This is a genomic window from Amycolatopsis sp. NPDC033938 (assembly GCF_055575975.1).
Map to the genome: position 1 here is coordinate 1 of NZ_JBVIRO010000029.1, position 15,283 is coordinate 15,283.

Annotated in this window: 14 protein-coding genes and 1 pseudogene; 13 read left to right on the forward strand and 2 right to left on the reverse strand. The window is 68.0% G+C overall.

Going from position 1 to position 15,283, the window contains the following annotated elements:
- The 12 genes and pseudogenes from ACZ5ZX_RS39180 to ACZ5ZX_RS39235 form a co-directional block, all read left to right on the forward strand.
- Positions 1-277 (forward strand): annotated as a pseudogene (locus ACZ5ZX_RS39180) (IS701 family transposase); the annotation flags it as partial.
- A 272-nt stretch (positions 278-549) separates the two neighbouring features.
- Entirely contained in the window at positions 550-1,776 is a 1,227-nt protein-coding gene (locus ACZ5ZX_RS39185) for a DUF222 domain-containing protein (RefSeq protein ID WP_465507055.1), read from the forward strand.
- 150 nt (positions 1,777-1,926) lie between these two features.
- Positions 1,927-2,298, forward strand: coding sequence for a hypothetical protein (locus ACZ5ZX_RS39190; RefSeq protein ID WP_465327323.1), 372 nt, complete (start codon positions 1,927-1,929; stop codon positions 2,296-2,298).
- A complete protein-coding gene (locus ACZ5ZX_RS39195; protein WP_465507056.1) occupies positions 2,295-2,459 on the forward strand; it encodes a hypothetical protein in 165 nt (54 codons plus the stop codon). The genes ACZ5ZX_RS39190 and ACZ5ZX_RS39195 overlap by 4 nt, the downstream gene beginning before the upstream one ends.
- A gap of 12 nt (positions 2,460-2,471) precedes the next feature.
- Complete coding sequence (locus ACZ5ZX_RS39200) at positions 2,472-3,161, forward strand: response regulator (protein WP_465507057.1); 690 nt, start codon at positions 2,472-2,474, stop codon at positions 3,159-3,161.
- Positions 3,158-4,513 (forward strand): sensor histidine kinase, encoded by a 1,356-nt coding sequence (locus ACZ5ZX_RS39205; protein WP_465507058.1) that lies wholly within the window; start codon positions 3,158-3,160, stop codon positions 4,511-4,513. Before ACZ5ZX_RS39200 ends, ACZ5ZX_RS39205 begins: the two co-directional genes overlap by 4 nt.
- Before the next feature lie 4 nt (positions 4,514-4,517).
- Positions 4,518-5,426 (forward strand): LysR family transcriptional regulator, encoded by a 909-nt coding sequence (locus ACZ5ZX_RS39210; protein WP_465507059.1) that lies wholly within the window; start codon positions 4,518-4,520, stop codon positions 5,424-5,426.
- A 128-nt stretch (positions 5,427-5,554) separates the two neighbouring features.
- Positions 5,555-6,712 carry a CaiB/BaiF CoA transferase family protein gene (locus tag ACZ5ZX_RS39215; RefSeq protein WP_465507060.1) on the forward strand — a complete coding sequence of 386 codons (1,158 nt, stop codon included), beginning with the start codon at positions 5,555-5,557 and terminating at the stop codon, positions 6,710-6,712.
- Positions 6,713-6,721: 9 nt separating this feature from the next.
- Complete coding sequence (locus ACZ5ZX_RS39220) at positions 6,722-7,489, forward strand: crotonase/enoyl-CoA hydratase family protein (protein ID WP_465507061.1); 768 nt, start codon at positions 6,722-6,724, stop codon at positions 7,487-7,489.
- A gap of 1 nt (position 7,490) precedes the next feature.
- The gene (locus tag ACZ5ZX_RS39225) at positions 7,491-8,237 is read left to right on the forward strand and encodes an acetoacetate decarboxylase (RefSeq protein WP_465507109.1); all 747 of its coding nucleotides are present in this window, start codon (positions 7,491-7,493) and stop codon (positions 8,235-8,237) included.
- On the forward strand, positions 8,234-9,163 hold the full coding sequence (locus ACZ5ZX_RS39230) for a 3-hydroxyacyl-CoA dehydrogenase NAD-binding domain-containing protein (RefSeq protein WP_465507062.1): 930 nt from the start codon (positions 8,234-8,236) through the stop codon (positions 9,161-9,163). The genes ACZ5ZX_RS39225 and ACZ5ZX_RS39230 overlap by 4 nt, the downstream gene beginning before the upstream one ends.
- Before the next feature lies 1 nt (position 9,164).
- Positions 9,165-10,358, forward strand: a complete 1,194-nt coding sequence (locus tag ACZ5ZX_RS39235; protein WP_465507063.1) for an acyl-CoA dehydrogenase family protein — start codon at positions 9,165-9,167, stop codon at positions 10,356-10,358.
- A gap of 161 nt (positions 10,359-10,519) precedes the next feature.
- Here the strand turns inward: ACZ5ZX_RS39235 and ACZ5ZX_RS39240 are convergent, their stop codons facing one another.
- A complete protein-coding gene (locus ACZ5ZX_RS39240) occupies positions 10,520-11,926 on the reverse strand; it encodes a neutral zinc metallopeptidase (protein ID WP_465507064.1) in 1,407 nt (468 codons plus the stop codon).
- A gap of 647 nt (positions 11,927-12,573) precedes the next feature.
- Positions 12,574-14,379: a glycoside hydrolase family 3 protein gene (locus ACZ5ZX_RS39245; protein WP_465507065.1), complete on the reverse strand. Its 1,806-nt coding sequence runs from the start codon at positions 14,377-14,379 to the stop codon at positions 12,574-12,576.
- A 166-nt stretch (positions 14,380-14,545) separates the two neighbouring features.
- Between ACZ5ZX_RS39245 and ACZ5ZX_RS39250 the strand changes: the two genes are divergently transcribed.
- Entirely contained in the window at positions 14,546-15,184 is a 639-nt protein-coding gene (locus ACZ5ZX_RS39250; protein WP_465507066.1) for a Maf family protein, read from the forward strand.
- Positions 15,185-15,283: the final 99 nt, after the last annotated feature.

Genomic DNA, 15,283 nt, shown 5'->3' on the forward strand with positions numbered 1-15,283 from the left:
GGCGCTCGATCTCCGATCCGACCGAGATCGCCTACTACGTCTGCTACGGACCCCGCCGCTCGGGCCTGCTGGACCTGGCCTGGATCGCCGGCACCCGGTGGCGGATCGAGGAATGCTTCCAGCAGGCCAAAACGAGGCCGGGCTGGATCACTACCAGGCCCGGACCTGGCGGGCGCGGTATGCCCACATCACACTCTCGATGCTCGCCCACGCCTGGCTCGCCGTCTCCCGATCCCTTGCCATAAAGGAGGAATCGGCGTCGGCGAACCAGGCATGATCGGATTCACGCTACCGGAGATCCGACGCCTGCTCACCAAACTCATCCCGCGTGTCACCGACACCGCCAAGCACATCTGGCACTGGTCACACTTCCGCCGCCGACGACAACACCAAGCCCGCCTCAGCCACTACAAACGACGCGGCTACCCACTCACCAAACTGCCGTTGCAGTACTAGTCCTCTGAACGCGCCACTCGGAGAAGACACACGGACGGAACACTACGCCAATCAAGCTAGAACACCTGTTCGACCTTTGGTATACTTGGGGTCGTGGCCAGCGAAAACAGTCCTCAGGTGGTGCGCTCCGAGTGGTGGCGTGCCGACACTGCGACGCTGCATGCCCGCAAGCAGGAAATCGAGGTGTTGAAGCGGCAGTTGGAGGCGGAGCAGTACGCGATCCTCGCGGAAATCAATTCCCGCGGTATCCGCGGCTGCTCCGGCCATTCCACGCTGGCGGCGATGATCTTCGAAGACTTCCAGGTCACGGACCAGGAAGCCGGGGCCCGGGCCGACCGGGTCCTGGCGTTGCATCCGGGGCCGTCTATCGGTGGAGATCCTGAGCCGCCGCTGGCGCCGTTGACCGCCGAAGCCGCGGCGGAGGGTGCGATCGGGGGTGCGCAGATCGATGCGATCATCCGCACCCTCACCCGCATCCCCTCCACGGTGTCGGAGGAGGCGGTGCGGGGTGGGGAGAAGATCCTGGTCGATTTGGCCCGGTGTGCGGGGCCGCGGCAGATCGCCCGTGCCGGGCGACGCCTGCTGGACACACTCGATCCCGACGGGAAAGAGCCCCGGAGTGAGGATCCGAAGGACACGCGGCCGGAGTTGCGGTTCGTCAAGCATCGTGACGGCACCCTGGGTCTCAAGGCCCGGTTGGATCTGGAGACGTATGCGCGGTTGAAGTCCGACCTGGATCCGATGGCGAAACCCCACAAGGCCATTGACGGGGTCCGGGACTCCCGTACCCAGGACGAACGCTACGGCGATGCCTTCACCGACTACGTGCGGCTCAAGACCACCAGCCGGAACCTGCCCGGCCAGGCCGGGGAAGCCACCCACATTCTGGTCACCATGTCGTATGAGGACTTGATCCGGGACATCGGTGAGGCGCATCTGGATCTGGTCGGACCGATCAGTGCTACCGATGCGCGGATCTTGGCCTGTGATGCCCGTGTCCGGCCCGGTGTTCTCGGGACCGCGGGCGAACCGCTGGACATCGGCCGGTCGAAACGGACGGTGTCGCTGGCCCAGAAGTACGCGTTGACCCTCCGCGACGACGGTTGCGCGTTTCCCGGCTGCGACATGCCGGTACCCCGCTGCACCGCACACCACATCATCTTCTGGCGAAACCAAAATCGACAATCTCGTGCTGCTCTGCACCAAGCACCACCGGCTCATCCACCACAGCGAATGGAAAGTCCAGATCGCCCAAGACGGACTCCCCGAATTCACCCCACCGGCCAACCCAGACGCAACACCATGCACCTCAGGACATAGACCGACAGGCAGGGACAGACACGGCGCCTCCCGCGGTCGCGAGTGGCGATTCGGGTCAGAACCCGAGACGGACGCTGACGCGCCCGCTCGCTTACAAAACCCGAACACAGGCCCCACACTCCTCGTATCCGCCCGCGCGACGCTCTTCCCATGCTGAAACAGACCATCGCCGCCTGCCTCACCGCCGCCGGCCTCCTCGCCCTCGCCCCGGCCGCCTCGGCCCAGACGAACCCGATCACCCTGAGCCCCGAAGAGTCCCAGCAGCTCTGTGCCGAATGGCTGCCCAAGCTCACCGAGCGCACCGCGAAGCTCACCGACCGCATCAACGGCGGACCCGAGATCCGCGGCTCGGTCGCGAATCTCAAGGCCAGGGCGGAGGACCAGCGCAAGAAGGGACACAACGACACGGCCGACAGGCTCCAGAAGCGGGCCGACAAACGCAGCGGACGGCTGCCCGAACTCGCCGCGGCGAAGCAGAAGCTGGACGCCTTCGCGGGCGCGCATTGCAAGGCGGGCAAGTGAAACGACTCCTGATCCCGGTGCTGGCCGCGTTCGCGCTGTTCGGCGCGGCCGCGTGCACCGACGAGAAGCCGGCTTCGAGCCCGGCGCCGGGCGAACTGAGCGACGTCCAGCGCACCCTCGATGCGATCGACCAGGACATGGCCGGCGATCCGGCCCCGTGACAGGATCGGGCGGTGACGACACAACCGGGACGCGGGCTGGTACTGGTCGTCGAGGACGACCCCGCGATCGCCGAACTCGCCTCGCTGTACCTGCGGCGGGACGGGTTCGGCGTCCAGGTCGAGGCGGACGGCGGCCAGGCACTCGCCACGATCCGGCGGCTCCGGCCGGTCGCGATCGTGCTCGACATCGGACTGTCCGGAATGGACGGTATCGAGATCTGCCGCACGCTGCGCGCGGACGGCGACTGGACGCCGGTGCTGTTCGTCACCGCCCGCGACGACGAACTGGACCGCCTGCTGGGGCTGGAGATCGGCGCGGACGACTACCTGACGAAACCGTTCAGCCCGCGTGAACTCTCCGCCAGGGTCCGGACGGTGCTGCGCCGCGCCGCCGGGGCCGCGCCGCCCGCCGAGACGTACGCGGCCGGGCAGGTCCGTGTCGACGTCACCCAGCGCCGCGTCTGGGCCGCCGACACCGAGATAGCGCTGACGTCGACGGAGTTCGACCTGCTCACGCATCTGGTGCGGCGGCCCGGTCAGGTGTTCAGCCGCGAGCAGCTGCTCAGTTCCGTCTGGGGTTACGCCGCGTCGGCGGGGACACGGACCGTCGACGTCCATATCGCCCAGCTGCGCGGGAAACTGGGCGGTCACAGTCCGATCAGGACGGTCCGGGGCATCGGCTACGCGGCGGACGCCGGATGAGGCGGACCTCGCTCGCGCTGCGGATCACCGTGGTGTGCCTGGCGATCGCCACGGTCGCCGTGGTGGTGGCCGGGCTGGTCGCGGCCCGGCTGATCCGCACGGCCGGGATCGACGTGCTCCGGCAATCGCTGTCGGCGCAGGCCGACGTGGTCGCGAGCCAGCTCGACGACACCGGCATCGGCAACCGGCTCGGCGTGGGCAAGGTCGCGGAAGTCGTGCGGGGCCAGGGGATCGACGTCGTCGTGCGCCGTCCGAACGGGACACTCGACGGCGGCGGGACGGTCGCCGCGAGCGCCGCCGCCAAGGCGGGACTCACCCGCTCGGGTTCGGACACGGTGGTCGTCGATGGACAGCAGTACCTCGTCGAGGTCCGCACGGTCGGCGCGAGAGGGGCCGCGTTCGCGCTCGTCCAGTCCACCAGGACCGGCGAGGCCCAAGGACGGCCGCTGGTGCGGAACATCGTGCTCGCCCTCGGCGCCGGGCTGGCCGTCGCCGCGATCGCGGGTCTCGTGCTGAGCCGGATGCTGTCGCGGCCACTGCGCCGGGCCGCGTCGGTGGCGAACGGGATGCGCTCCGGACGCCGTGACCTGCGTGTTCCGGTGGAAGGGCCGTCCGAGGTCGCGGACGTGGCGAAGTCGGTCAACGAGCTGGCCGACGCGCTCCAGTACAGCGAGGCGCGGCAACGCGAGTTCCTGCTTTCGGTGTCGCACGAGCTGCGGACGCCGCTGACGGCCGTCACCGGATTCGCCGAGGCCATCGGGGACGGCGTCGCCGAGGGCGAGGACGCGCGGCACGCCGGGCAGACCATCCATCGCGAGGCTGTCAGGCTGGAACGCCTGGTCAGCGACCTGCTGGAGCTGGCGAGGCTCGGCGCCGACGAGTTCCGGCTCGATCCCGCACGGCTCGATCTCGCCGCGCTGGTCGACGAATGCGCCGACGTCTGGCGGCTGCGGTGCGCTCGGCAGGACGTCACGCTGCTGGTCGAGCGGCCATCCGGCGAGGTCCCGGTCATCGCCGATCCGCGGCGGCTTCGCCAGGTCGTGGACGGGCTTGCCGAGAACGCCCTGCGCGTGACCCCGGCGGGTGCTCCGATCGTGTTCTCGCTGGTGGCCACCGCGGGCCAGGCGCGACTGGCGGTCCGCGACGGCGGGCCGGGCCTGGCGCCGGAGGACTATCCGGTCGCGTTCGACCGCGGCGTGCTGAACAAGCGGTACCGCGACCGCCGCCCGGTCGGTTCGGGGATCGGGCTCGCGCTGGCCCATGGCCTGGTCACGCGTATGGGCGGGACGCTGACCGCCGGTCCGGCACCCGAGGGCGGAGCCGCGTTCACCGTCGCTTTCCGGCTAGGGTGAGCTCGTGGAGATGTTGCACCTGCGGTATTTCGTGGCCGTCGCCGAGGAACTGAACTTCTCCCAGGCGGCCAGAAAGCTGCACATGGCCGCCTCCCCGCTGAGCCAGCGCATCAAGGACCTCGAACACGAACTCGGCCACAAACTGTTCGACCGCAGCACGCATCACGTCACGCTCACCGCGGCGGGGTCCGCGCTGCTGCCGATCGCCCGCGACGTCCTCGAACAGGTCAACGCGATTCCCTGGCGGCTGCAGGAAGCGGTGAAACCGCGGCGGAGCACCGTGTTCATCGGGATACCCGGTGGCGTGCACCCGGCCCTGCGTGAACGGGTCAAACAACTCGAAGAACGCTGTCACGACCGGTTCGAACTCAAACGCTGGCCCGGGACGACACCCGATCTCGTCGCCGCGGTCCACGAGGGAAAGCTCGCGTTGTCGCTGGTCCGGATGCCGGTGACCGATCCCGCGCTGGAGATGATCCCGGTGCAGGTCGAGCGGCTCGGCGCGGTCGTGCCCGCCGGCCGGTTCGCCGGACGGGAAACGGTGAACATCGCCGAACTGAGTGACCTGTCCTACATTCCGTCCGCATCGGAAAGCATTCCCGCCTATTCCGAGGACATGGATCGCAAATTGTCGAACGCGGGTATCAAGAAAAGGCTCAAGGTCGACGGCGCCGAATATTCGGGCATCTCCGAATTGGTGGCGAACGGATCGTCGTTTTCGATCACGATGCTCGATCCGGCCAGCCCGATGCATCTGTTCCTCGTCGACGGCGCCACCATCCTGCCGTTCGCGGATTTCCAGCCCCAGCTGGAGACCGCCCTGGCGTGGCGCCGGGACCGCGCCGAGGAAGGCGACCTCGCCGAACTCGTCGCCGGGGTCCGCGAGATCTTCGCCGAACCGCTTTCGACATAACCCGCAATCCGGACAAAAGAATGGTATGACCACTCCGGTCATACCATTCTTCTTTTCTTGATCATTCCCTTTACCGCTATTCACGCCTAACTTCGGTTGTAGAGCGAACAACGGCGAAGGGAAGCAAAATGACACACACCGCCACCGGCCCGCTGGACGGCGTTCGCGTGATCGACCTCTCGACGGTGGTCATGGGCCCGTACGCGGCGCAGATCCTCGGCGACCTCGGCGCCGACGTCATCAAGATCGAGTCGCCCGCCGACACCGTGCGGGTGGGCAAGTTCCGGACGACGCCGGGCATGACGGCGCTCAACCTGAACGTCAACCGCAACAAGCGCAGCGTCGCCCTCAACCTGAAGGACGAGGAGCAGCGCGAGCAGGCGCTCAAGCTGATCGACACCGCCGACGTGCTGATCACGAACATGCGCCCGGGTGCGCTGAGCAGGCTCGGCATGAATTACGCCGACGTCGCCGCGCGGAACCCCCGGCTCGTCTACGCCCACGCCCAAGGCTTCCGCAGCGACTCCGACCGCGCGGGCAACGCCGCCTACGACGAGACCGTGCAGGCCGCTTCCGGCCTGGTCGACGTCGCGAACCGCGCGCTGGGCAAGCCGGTCTACCTGCCGACCATCATCGGCGACAAGGTCTCCTCCCTGACCATCGCCTACACCGTCCTCGCGGCGCTGCTGCACCGCGACAAGACCGGCGAGGGCCAGCGGATCGAGATCCCGATGACCGACACGCTGATCGCGTTCAACCTCGTCGAGCACCTGGCCGGGCACTCGTTCGAGCCTGCGGAGGGCTCGACCGGTTTCGGCCCGTCGTTGAACCCCGGGCACAAGGCCGTGCACACCAAGGACGGCATGGCCTGCGTGATCCCCTACAACCCGCAGAACTTCCGCGACTTCTTCCACGCCGCCGGGCGGCCGGAACTGGCCGAGGACCCGCGAGTCAACGGTGACGCGATCGACGGCGCCGACCACGAGGCATTGGCCGAGCTGATCGCCGAGTGCGCCCCGGCGCTGACCACCGAAGAGTGGACCGAGGTCTGCGCGAAGCACAGCATCCCGATGGCCCCGGTGCTGGAACTGGACACCGCGCAGGACGACGAATACGTCCGCGACGGCCACCTGCTCGACGTCGTCGAGCACCCGAGCGAGGGCTCGATCCGCACCATCGGCATCCCGGTGAAGTTCTCCCGGACCCCCGGTTCCGTCCGGCGCCTGGCTCCCCTGCCGGGCCAGGACACCGAAGACGTCCTGCGCGAACTCACCACGGTGAACTGAGGAAAGACCATGAGCAGCAACGAAGTAAGGACCGAACGGATCGGCGGCACCCTGCTGATCACGATCGACCGGCCACAAGCGCGCAACGCGGTCAACGCCGCCGTCGCGGCCGGGCTCGCCGAAGCACTCGACCTCCTGGAAACCGATCCCGGTCTGCGGGCCGGGGTCCTGACCGGCGCGGACGGCTCGTTCAGTGCCGGAATGGACCTCAAGGCGGCGCTGAAGGGCGAATCGCCCGAGATCCCCGGCCGTGGTTTCGGCGGGCTGACCGAAACCGAACTGTCGAAGCCCCTGATCGCGGCCGTCGAAGGCTGGGCCATGGGCGGCGGCTTCGAACTGGCGCTGGCCTGCGACCTGATCGTCGCCGCCGAAGACGCGAAGTTCGGCTTGCCCGAGGTGAAGCGCGGGCTGATCGCCGCCGGTGGCGGGGTGATCCGGCTGCCGAAGCGGATCCCGCACCACCTGGCGATGGAGTTCCTGCTCACCGGCGAGCCGATCAGCGCCCAGCGCGCCGGACGGCTGGGCCTGGCGAACCGGGTCGTCCCCAGCGGCGAGGCCGCCGCGGTCGCCCTGCAGCTCGCCGAACAGGTGGCCGCCAACGCCCCGCTGGCGCTGGCACTGGTCAAGAAGATCGTCCGCGCCGCCGACGGCGTCCCGGACGCGCAAGCGTTTGCCACCCAGCGCGCGGAGCTGCCGGCGCTGATGAAGTCGGCCGACGTCCGCGAGGGCATGCAGGCCTTCGCCGAGCGCCGCGCTCCACAGTGGACTGGTGAGTGAGATGCAGCAACAAGAAGTTCTCCAGCACGTGACGACCCCGCTCACGAATCCGGCGTACGCGCCGGTGGTGCCCCGGTTCACCGACCGCGAGTACCTGAACATCGTCTACCGCACCGACGCGGACGCCCTGCGCGCCGTCGTCCCGGAGCCCTTGGAAATCGACGAGCCACTGGTGCGGTTCGAGGTGATGAAGATGGGCGACGTCAGCGGATATGGGCCCTACACCGAGTCCGGGCAGGCGATCCCGGTGAGTTTCGAAGGCGAGCGTGGCGAGTACCTGCACGCGATGTACCTCGACAACTTCCCGGCCACCGCGTCCGGCCGCGAGATCAGCGCCTACCCGAAGACCATCGGTTCGCCGAAGCTCTTCGCCGAGGACGGCGCGCTCGTCGGGACACTCGACTACGGCAGCCAGCGGGTCGCGACCGCGACCATGGGCTACAAGCACCACCGGCTGGACGTCAGCGAGGCCGAAGCACAGATCACCGTGCCGACGTTCATGCTCAAGATCATCCCGGACTACGACGGTTCGCCGCGGGTCTTCGAACTGGTCCGCACCGAGATCACCGACGTGGTGGTCAAGGAAGCGTGGACCGGCCCCGCACGGCTGCAGCTGTTCCAGCACGTCCTGGCCCCGCTGGCCGATCTCCCGGTGCTGGAGGTCGTTTCGGCGAGCCACATCCTCACCGACCTGACACTCGCCCCGGTCAAGCCGGTCTTCGACTACCTGAAGGGAGCACGGTCATGACTTTCCGGACAGCCGCGGTGATCGGCGCGGGCACGATCGGCCTGTCGTGGACGGCGTTGTTCGCCGCGCACGACATGGAGGTCTGGGTCTCGGACCCGCGGCCGGACCTCGCCGACGCCGTCGCCGACGCACTGGAGACGTTCGCCCCGCATCTCGGCCGGGACGTCGCCGACCTCGCCCCTCGCGTCCACCTCGCCACCGATGTCGCGGAAGCCGTCCGGCACGCGGATGTGGTGCAGGAGAACGGGCCCGAGAACGTCGAGTTCAAACAAGAGCTGTTCGCGACCCTGGTCCGCGAGGCACCGTCACACGCGCTGCTGCTCAGCTCGTCGTCGGCGATCCCTTCGACGGCCTTCGCGGCGGACCTCGACGACGCCTCCCGTGTCCTGATCGGGCACCCGTTCAACCCTCCGCACCTGATCCCGCTGGTCGAGGTCGTCCCCGGTGAGCGCACCAGCACCGAGTCGGTGGACCGCGCCGTCGAGTTCTACCGGTTCGTCGGCCGCACCCCGGTGGTGGAACGCAAGGAGATCCCCGGCTTCGTCGGCAACCGGCTGCAGAACGCGCTGAGCCGCGAAGCGATCTACCTGGTGGAACAGGGCGTCGTGTCACCGTCCGAATTGGACACCGTGATGACGAACTCGCTCGGCATCCGCTGGTCGACCGTCGGGCCGTTCCTCGGCTCGCATCTGGGCGGCGGCCCCGGCGGCTACCGGCACATGGCCGAGCACATCGGCAAGTCGATGAAGAAGATGTGGGCGGGCCTCGGCCGGCCCTCGCAGAACCCGGAAGAACAGGAACGGCTCATCGAAGCCGTGGAATCCGCTTACGGCTCCTCCACGTACTCGGAACTCGCCGAGGCGCGCGACCGCAAGCAGCTCGCGGTGCTGTCCGCTTTGGACAGTGCCACCAAGGAGGAGAACTGAGATGACCAGCACACTCGAAGACCAGCTGACCGCCGACTTCTACGACTACGAAGCGCTGCTGCCGGACGAGGAGCGCAAGCTGCTGCTCAAGGCACGCGACTTCATGCGCACCGAGGTCAAGCCGCTCGTGAACGAATACTGGGCCAAGGGCGAGTTCCCGCACGAACTCGTCGGCAAGTTCCGCGAACTCGGCCTCGCCGGACTGCCGTACGAAGGCTACGGCGAACACCTGCCCGCCACCAGCCACCTGCTCAGCGGCATGATGGCGATGGAGATGACCCGCACGGATCCTTCCGTGGCCACGTTCTTCGGTGTCCACAACGGACTCGCGATGTACAGCATCTACTCCGGCGGCGACCAGGAGCAGCGCGACCGCTGGCTCCCGTCGATGGCGGCGATGGACAAGATCGGCGCGTTCGCGATGACCGAACCGCTCGGTGGGTCCGACGTCGCGGGCGGCATGCGGACCACCGCCAAGCGCGACGGCGACACCTGGGTCCTGAACGGTGCCAAGAAGTGGATCGGCAACGCGACCTTCGCCGACCTGGTCATCGTGTGGGCCCGCGACGTCGACGACAACCACGTCAAGGGTTTCGTGGTCGAGAAGGACTCCCCCGGATTCGTGCCGGTCAAGATCGAGAACAAGTTCGCGTTCCGGATCGTGGAGAACGCGGAGATCACGCTGACCGACGTCCGGGTGCCGGAGGCCAACCGGCTGCAGGGCATCAACTCCTTCCGCGACGTCGCGGAGATCCTGCGGGCGACCCGCGGCGGCGTGGCGTGGCAGGCGCTGGGCGTGATGATCGGCGCCTACGAACTCGCGCTGGACTACGCCAAGAAGCGCGAGCAGTTCGGCCGTCCGATCGCGCGGTTCCAGCTGGTGCAGGACCTGCTGGTGAAGAGCCTCGGCAACATCACCGCGTCGTGGGGCATGCTGGTGCAGCTCGCGAGGCTGCAGGACGCCGGGATCTTCAAGGACGAGCACTCTTCGCTCGCCAAGGCGTTCGTGACCTCGCGGATGCGGGAGGTCGTCGCCTGGGGTCGCGAGATCTTCGGCGGCAACGGGATCGTGCTGGACAACGACATCATGCGGTTCTTCACCGACGCCGAGGCGATCTACTCGTTCGAAGGCACCCGGGAGATGAACACGCTGATCGTCGGCAAGGCCATCACCGGCCAAAGCGCCTTCGTGTGACCTGACGCTTTGCGCGTGAAGGCCGACTCCGCCGGTACTTATCTCAAGACCGGGGTGAAGGACGCTTTACCCGCATCGCATGCGGTGAAGGGCGCTTTCCTCGCATCACATGCGGGGAAAGCGCCCTTCAGCCCCCCGCCCCCACCCCGCCGCCGCCCGCGCTAACGGTATTTCTTGCCGCAGACGTCTTGGGTGCCGGAGGAGAAGCCGTCTCGGAAGGCTGCGACCCTGGCGAAGCCCGCCGGGAGCGTCCGGCCCCGGACGTCCGCCGCGATCAGGCTGTTCCGGGTCAGCATCTCGGCGATGGCCTCGTCGAGATCGCCCGGCGCCAGGGTCAGTGCCCCGCCGTCCGCGATGGTCGATGCCCAGAAGCCGGTGAGGCAGGCCGTGCGTTGCGCGGCCACCGGTCCGTCGAGCCGGAATCCGCCCTCCTGCTGGACGGCGAGGGTGTAGCGCGACGCGACTTCGGCGAACGCGGCGAAGTCACCGATGCCGCCTTGGCGCCCACGACGGGGTGGAGTGCCGATGCGCACGAGACCGTCGAGGTCGAGGTTGATCTGGTTGGACTCCGAGCAGTACGACGCGAGCGCGTCCTCCTTCGTCACGCCGCACGCGGCGCCGGTGGTGAGTGTCGGCGGCGTCGCCGCGAGCCGGAACGCCTGCCGGAGGCTGGCGGTGAGGTCCGCGAGGGCGTCGGGGTCGTCGAGGCGGACGTTCTCCGCCGCCGCCCGCTCGTTCGCCGCGGCCGACCCGAAACCGCCTTGTGTGCTGCGGCCTTCGATCTCCCGCTCGTCGATCTTCGCGCACCGCGCGGGCCCGTCGGTGAAGCCGAACTGGAACGCGGAAACCCGGTCGAACGCGTTGCCGTGGGCGCCGTCGTCGTCGAAGGCCACCCCGGCGGAGTCACGGATCTGGAACAGCGCGGTGAGGACCTCGTTGAGCCCGCGTCCGGTCGACACCTGGAACATCGGCGACCTCCCCTCGGCGACCCAGCGGAGGTACGCCCCGGTGTAGCAGTCGGCCTGCTGTTCCTTGACGATCGACGGGGTGGCGGCCGGGAGACCCAGCCGGAACTGGACGGCGTGGCCGATCTCGTGGGCGAGCACGGCCATGACCGCCGCCTGGCCGATGGAGTCGTTGAGCATCGGGAGGAGTTCGCCGCGGTCCCACGCGACGACGTCGCCCGCGGCGCAGTAGAACGCGTTGACCAGCCCGGCGGTGGAGGCTCCGCAGAGCACGCGGCCACGCCCGGCCGAGTCGTACGAAACGAGGGTGGCCAGCGGCCGGAACTCGCGGCCGAAGACCGACGGCAGATGCTCACGCCAGTACCCCTGGACATCGGCGACGGCGCCGGCCGCGAGCCTGTCGATCTCACCGCCGTCCCCGCCGTCGACCGGGAGGACGGGCGCGGCGACGCCGGGTTTGAGCCCACTGGGCCCGTCGGTGATCTCGAGCCCGGCGACCCGCGTGGAGTCCACCGGCTGTGCCGCTCCCCGGACGGTCATGGCACACCCGGTGAGGCAGAGGGACAGGCTCACCAGGAGAGCCCAGCCGGAGCGACGCGTCATCACATCATCGACACGGATGGCGGCGCGGCGCGGTTCAGCGCGTTTATTCGAGGGGTAAGTCAACCGTGGCGTGTCCCGGCGCGGGACCGGGCTGATTGCCGAGCCGGGCCGCGCCCCCCAGTGTCCACAAGGGACGCTTTTCTGAAGAAGGTTGCCCGACTTGGTCGGTTTGTGCGGTTTCGCGCGGGGGTCGTGAGTGGCATTGAGGGTTCTAACCCTATTCGCCACTCACGACCCCCGCGCGGAACCGCACATAGCGTCATCAATCTGACACCGAGTCCCCGAACGGTGTCCCTTGTGGACAGTCAAGCGACGCCCCCTCTTCAACGGAGAGCTCCTCGCCTGCCGCCAGTCAGTGAGCCGATCACGCCAGGTTTGCCTTACCCCTCAATAACCCGAATCGCCACTCACGACCCTCTCAGCCCGCCCTCACCCACAGCCTCAAGTCAGGAAGTTCCGTGAAGGCCTCCTTCCCTACCTTGAGCGCAGGGAAGGAGGCCTTCACGGACACGCAACATCCGCCTGCCCCCTCAACAGAGGGCTGAACGCGTCGGGGGTGGGCCCCGGAGAGCGCAATGAAAGGTCCTTTCCTTGCAAATTTTGCAAGGAAAGGACCTTTCATCTCATCCGCGGGAGGGCGGACGTCTCTACTGCCGGTACCGCAGACCGAAGCCGTACGGGAACAGCGCCTTCTTGCCGTCACCGACGTTGACCGGCTCCTGGGCCGCGCTGGTCGGCCAGCTGAACGTCAGTTTCCCGGTCGGGTTGTAGTCGCCGTAAAGGACATCGGCGACACCGGCGCCTTCGCTACCCGGGAGCCAGGCGGCGACGAGCCCGTCGAACTGCGGCAGTTGTGCGGCGATGTCGAGCGGCCTGCCGGACACGGTCACCACGACGACCGGGACACCGGAACTCTTCAGCTTGGCGATCGTGGCGAGGTCTTCCGCGTCGAGGCCGAGGCCGTTCGGGCGGTCTCCCTGCCCCTCGGCGTACGGCGTTTCGCCCACCACTGCGACCGCGACGCGGTAGCTCTTGTCGATTCCGTCACCCGCACGGTCATAGGTCACCGTGGTTCCCTTCCCCGCCCCCGACTTGAGCCCGTCGAGGATGGTCGTGCCCGGGATGACCGGGCCGCTCTGCCCTTGCCAGGTCAGCGTCCAGCCGCCCGCCTGATTGCCGATGTCGTTCGCGTTCTTGCCCGCGACGAAGATCTTGTTGTTCTTCTTCGCCAGCGGAAGCACACCGTCGTTCTTCAGCAGCACCTGCGATTCGCGGACGGCCTGCCGGGCCAGTTCGCGATGTTCCTTGCTGCCGAAGGTCTTCTGGAGCGACCGGTCGGTGTACGGGTGCTCGAACAGGCCGAGCTTGAACTTCTCCGCCAGGATGCGGCGGTTCGCGTCGTCGATCCGGGCGGTCGAGACGCGGCCCGCCTCCACCTCGGCCTTGAGGTAGGAGATGAACTGCGGCGCGTCCCAGGGGACCATGAACATGTCGATGCCCGCGTTGACCGAAAGCCGCACTTCTTCGGGCGTGAAGCCTTCTTGCCCGTCGATCTGGTTGATCGCGTTGTAGTCCGAGATCACCAGGCCGGAGAACCGCAGTTCCTTCTTGAGGACGTCGGTGATGAGGTACTTCTGGGCGTGCATGCGCACACCTTGGAAGCTCGAGAACGAGATCATCACCGAGCCGACGCCGCGGTCGATCGCCTCGCGGAACGGCGGCAGGTGGATCTGGCGCAGTTCGCGTTCGCTGATCTCGGTGTTGCCCTGGTCGACGCCGTTCGTGGTGCCCCCGTCGCCGACGTAGTGCTTCGCGGTCGCGAGCACCGAGCCCGGCTTCTCCCCGAGCCTGCGCCCCTGGAGACCGGTGATGGCCGACGCGTTCGCGACGGCGTCGCGCGGGGATTCGCCGAAGGATTCGTAAGTCCGGCCCCAGCGATCGTCACGGGCGACGCACAGGCACGGCGAAAAGTCCCACTGCGGACCGGTTCCGGCGACCTCCAACGCGGTCGCGCGGCCGATTTTCTCGACCAGGCGCGGGTTGTTGGCGGCGCCGAGGCCGATGTTGTGCGGGAAGATCGTGGCGCCGTAGACGTTGTTGTGGCCGTGCACGGCGTCGACGCCGTAGATCGTGGGGATGCCGAGCGGCGTCGAAACCGCCGCCTTCTGATACGAGTCGACCATGTCGGCCCAGCCGTTCGGCGTGTTGCTTGCGGGCACGGAGCCACCGCCGGACAACAGCGAACCGAGCCGGAGGGCGGCGGCCTGATCAGGCGTGACCGCACCTCGTTCGGCCTGCGTCATCTGGCCGATCTTGTCGTCGAGGCTCATCCGTTTCAGCAGGTCGTCGACCCGCGAGGACACCGAAGCATGCGGGTTCCGGTACACCGGCCCCGGCGTGGCCGACGCCATCGGCGTCACGACCGAACCGGCCAAAAGCAGGCCTGCGAGCACTGTGGTTTGCGTCGTGCGAAGCGATCTTCTGACGCGGAGGCGGGACGGCATTGTTTCCTCCGTAGCTCGAACAATCCATATGTTGCGCGCCACAACAAACTAGCTCCACGATCGGGTGTCCCAGGTCACAATTAGGCAACGGAGGGTCGTCGAGTACCTTCCGGATGTGCGTTTCGTCCTCGCGTCCCAGTCCCCCGCCCGCCTCGCCGTCCTGCGTTCCGCCGGCTTCGATCCGAGCGTCGTCGTCTCCGGCGTCGACGAGGACGCGGTGGCCGCCTCCCTGACCGATCCGGCACCGGCGGAGCTGGTCCGGGCGCTCGCCGCCGCCAAGGCCGAGGCGGTTTTCGAGACGCTCGCCGGGGCACACGACGGCAGCGCCGACATGGTCATCGTCGGCTGCGATTCGATGCTGTCGATCGGTGGCGAGATGGTCGGCAAGCCGATCACGCCGGAGGCCGCTCGCGAACGATGGACGTCGATGGCGGGCAAAACCGGTGAACTCCTCACGGGTCACGCGATCATCCGCGTCGAGAACGGTGCGAGGACGAAGGAAACGTCCGGAACCGAAGGGACCACTGTTCGCTTCGGCACCCCCTCGCAGGAAGAGGTCGACGCCTACATCGCGTCCGGCGAGCCGCTCCAGGTGGCGGGCGGCTTCACCCTGGACGGACTCGGCGGCTGGTTCGTCGACGGGATCGACGGCGACCCCTCGAGCGTCATCGGAATCAGCCTCTCGCTGACCCGGCGCCTCCTGAGCGAGGTCGGCGTGAGCGTCGTCGATCTGTGGTCGCGTCCCGCATCCTGAGACAGCTCCCACACGAACGGGTGATCCGGAAGAGTCCTGGCTCGCCGAACGTTCTTCACGTTCGGCCAATCAGGAAACTTTCACGCACCGGAGTCGCCC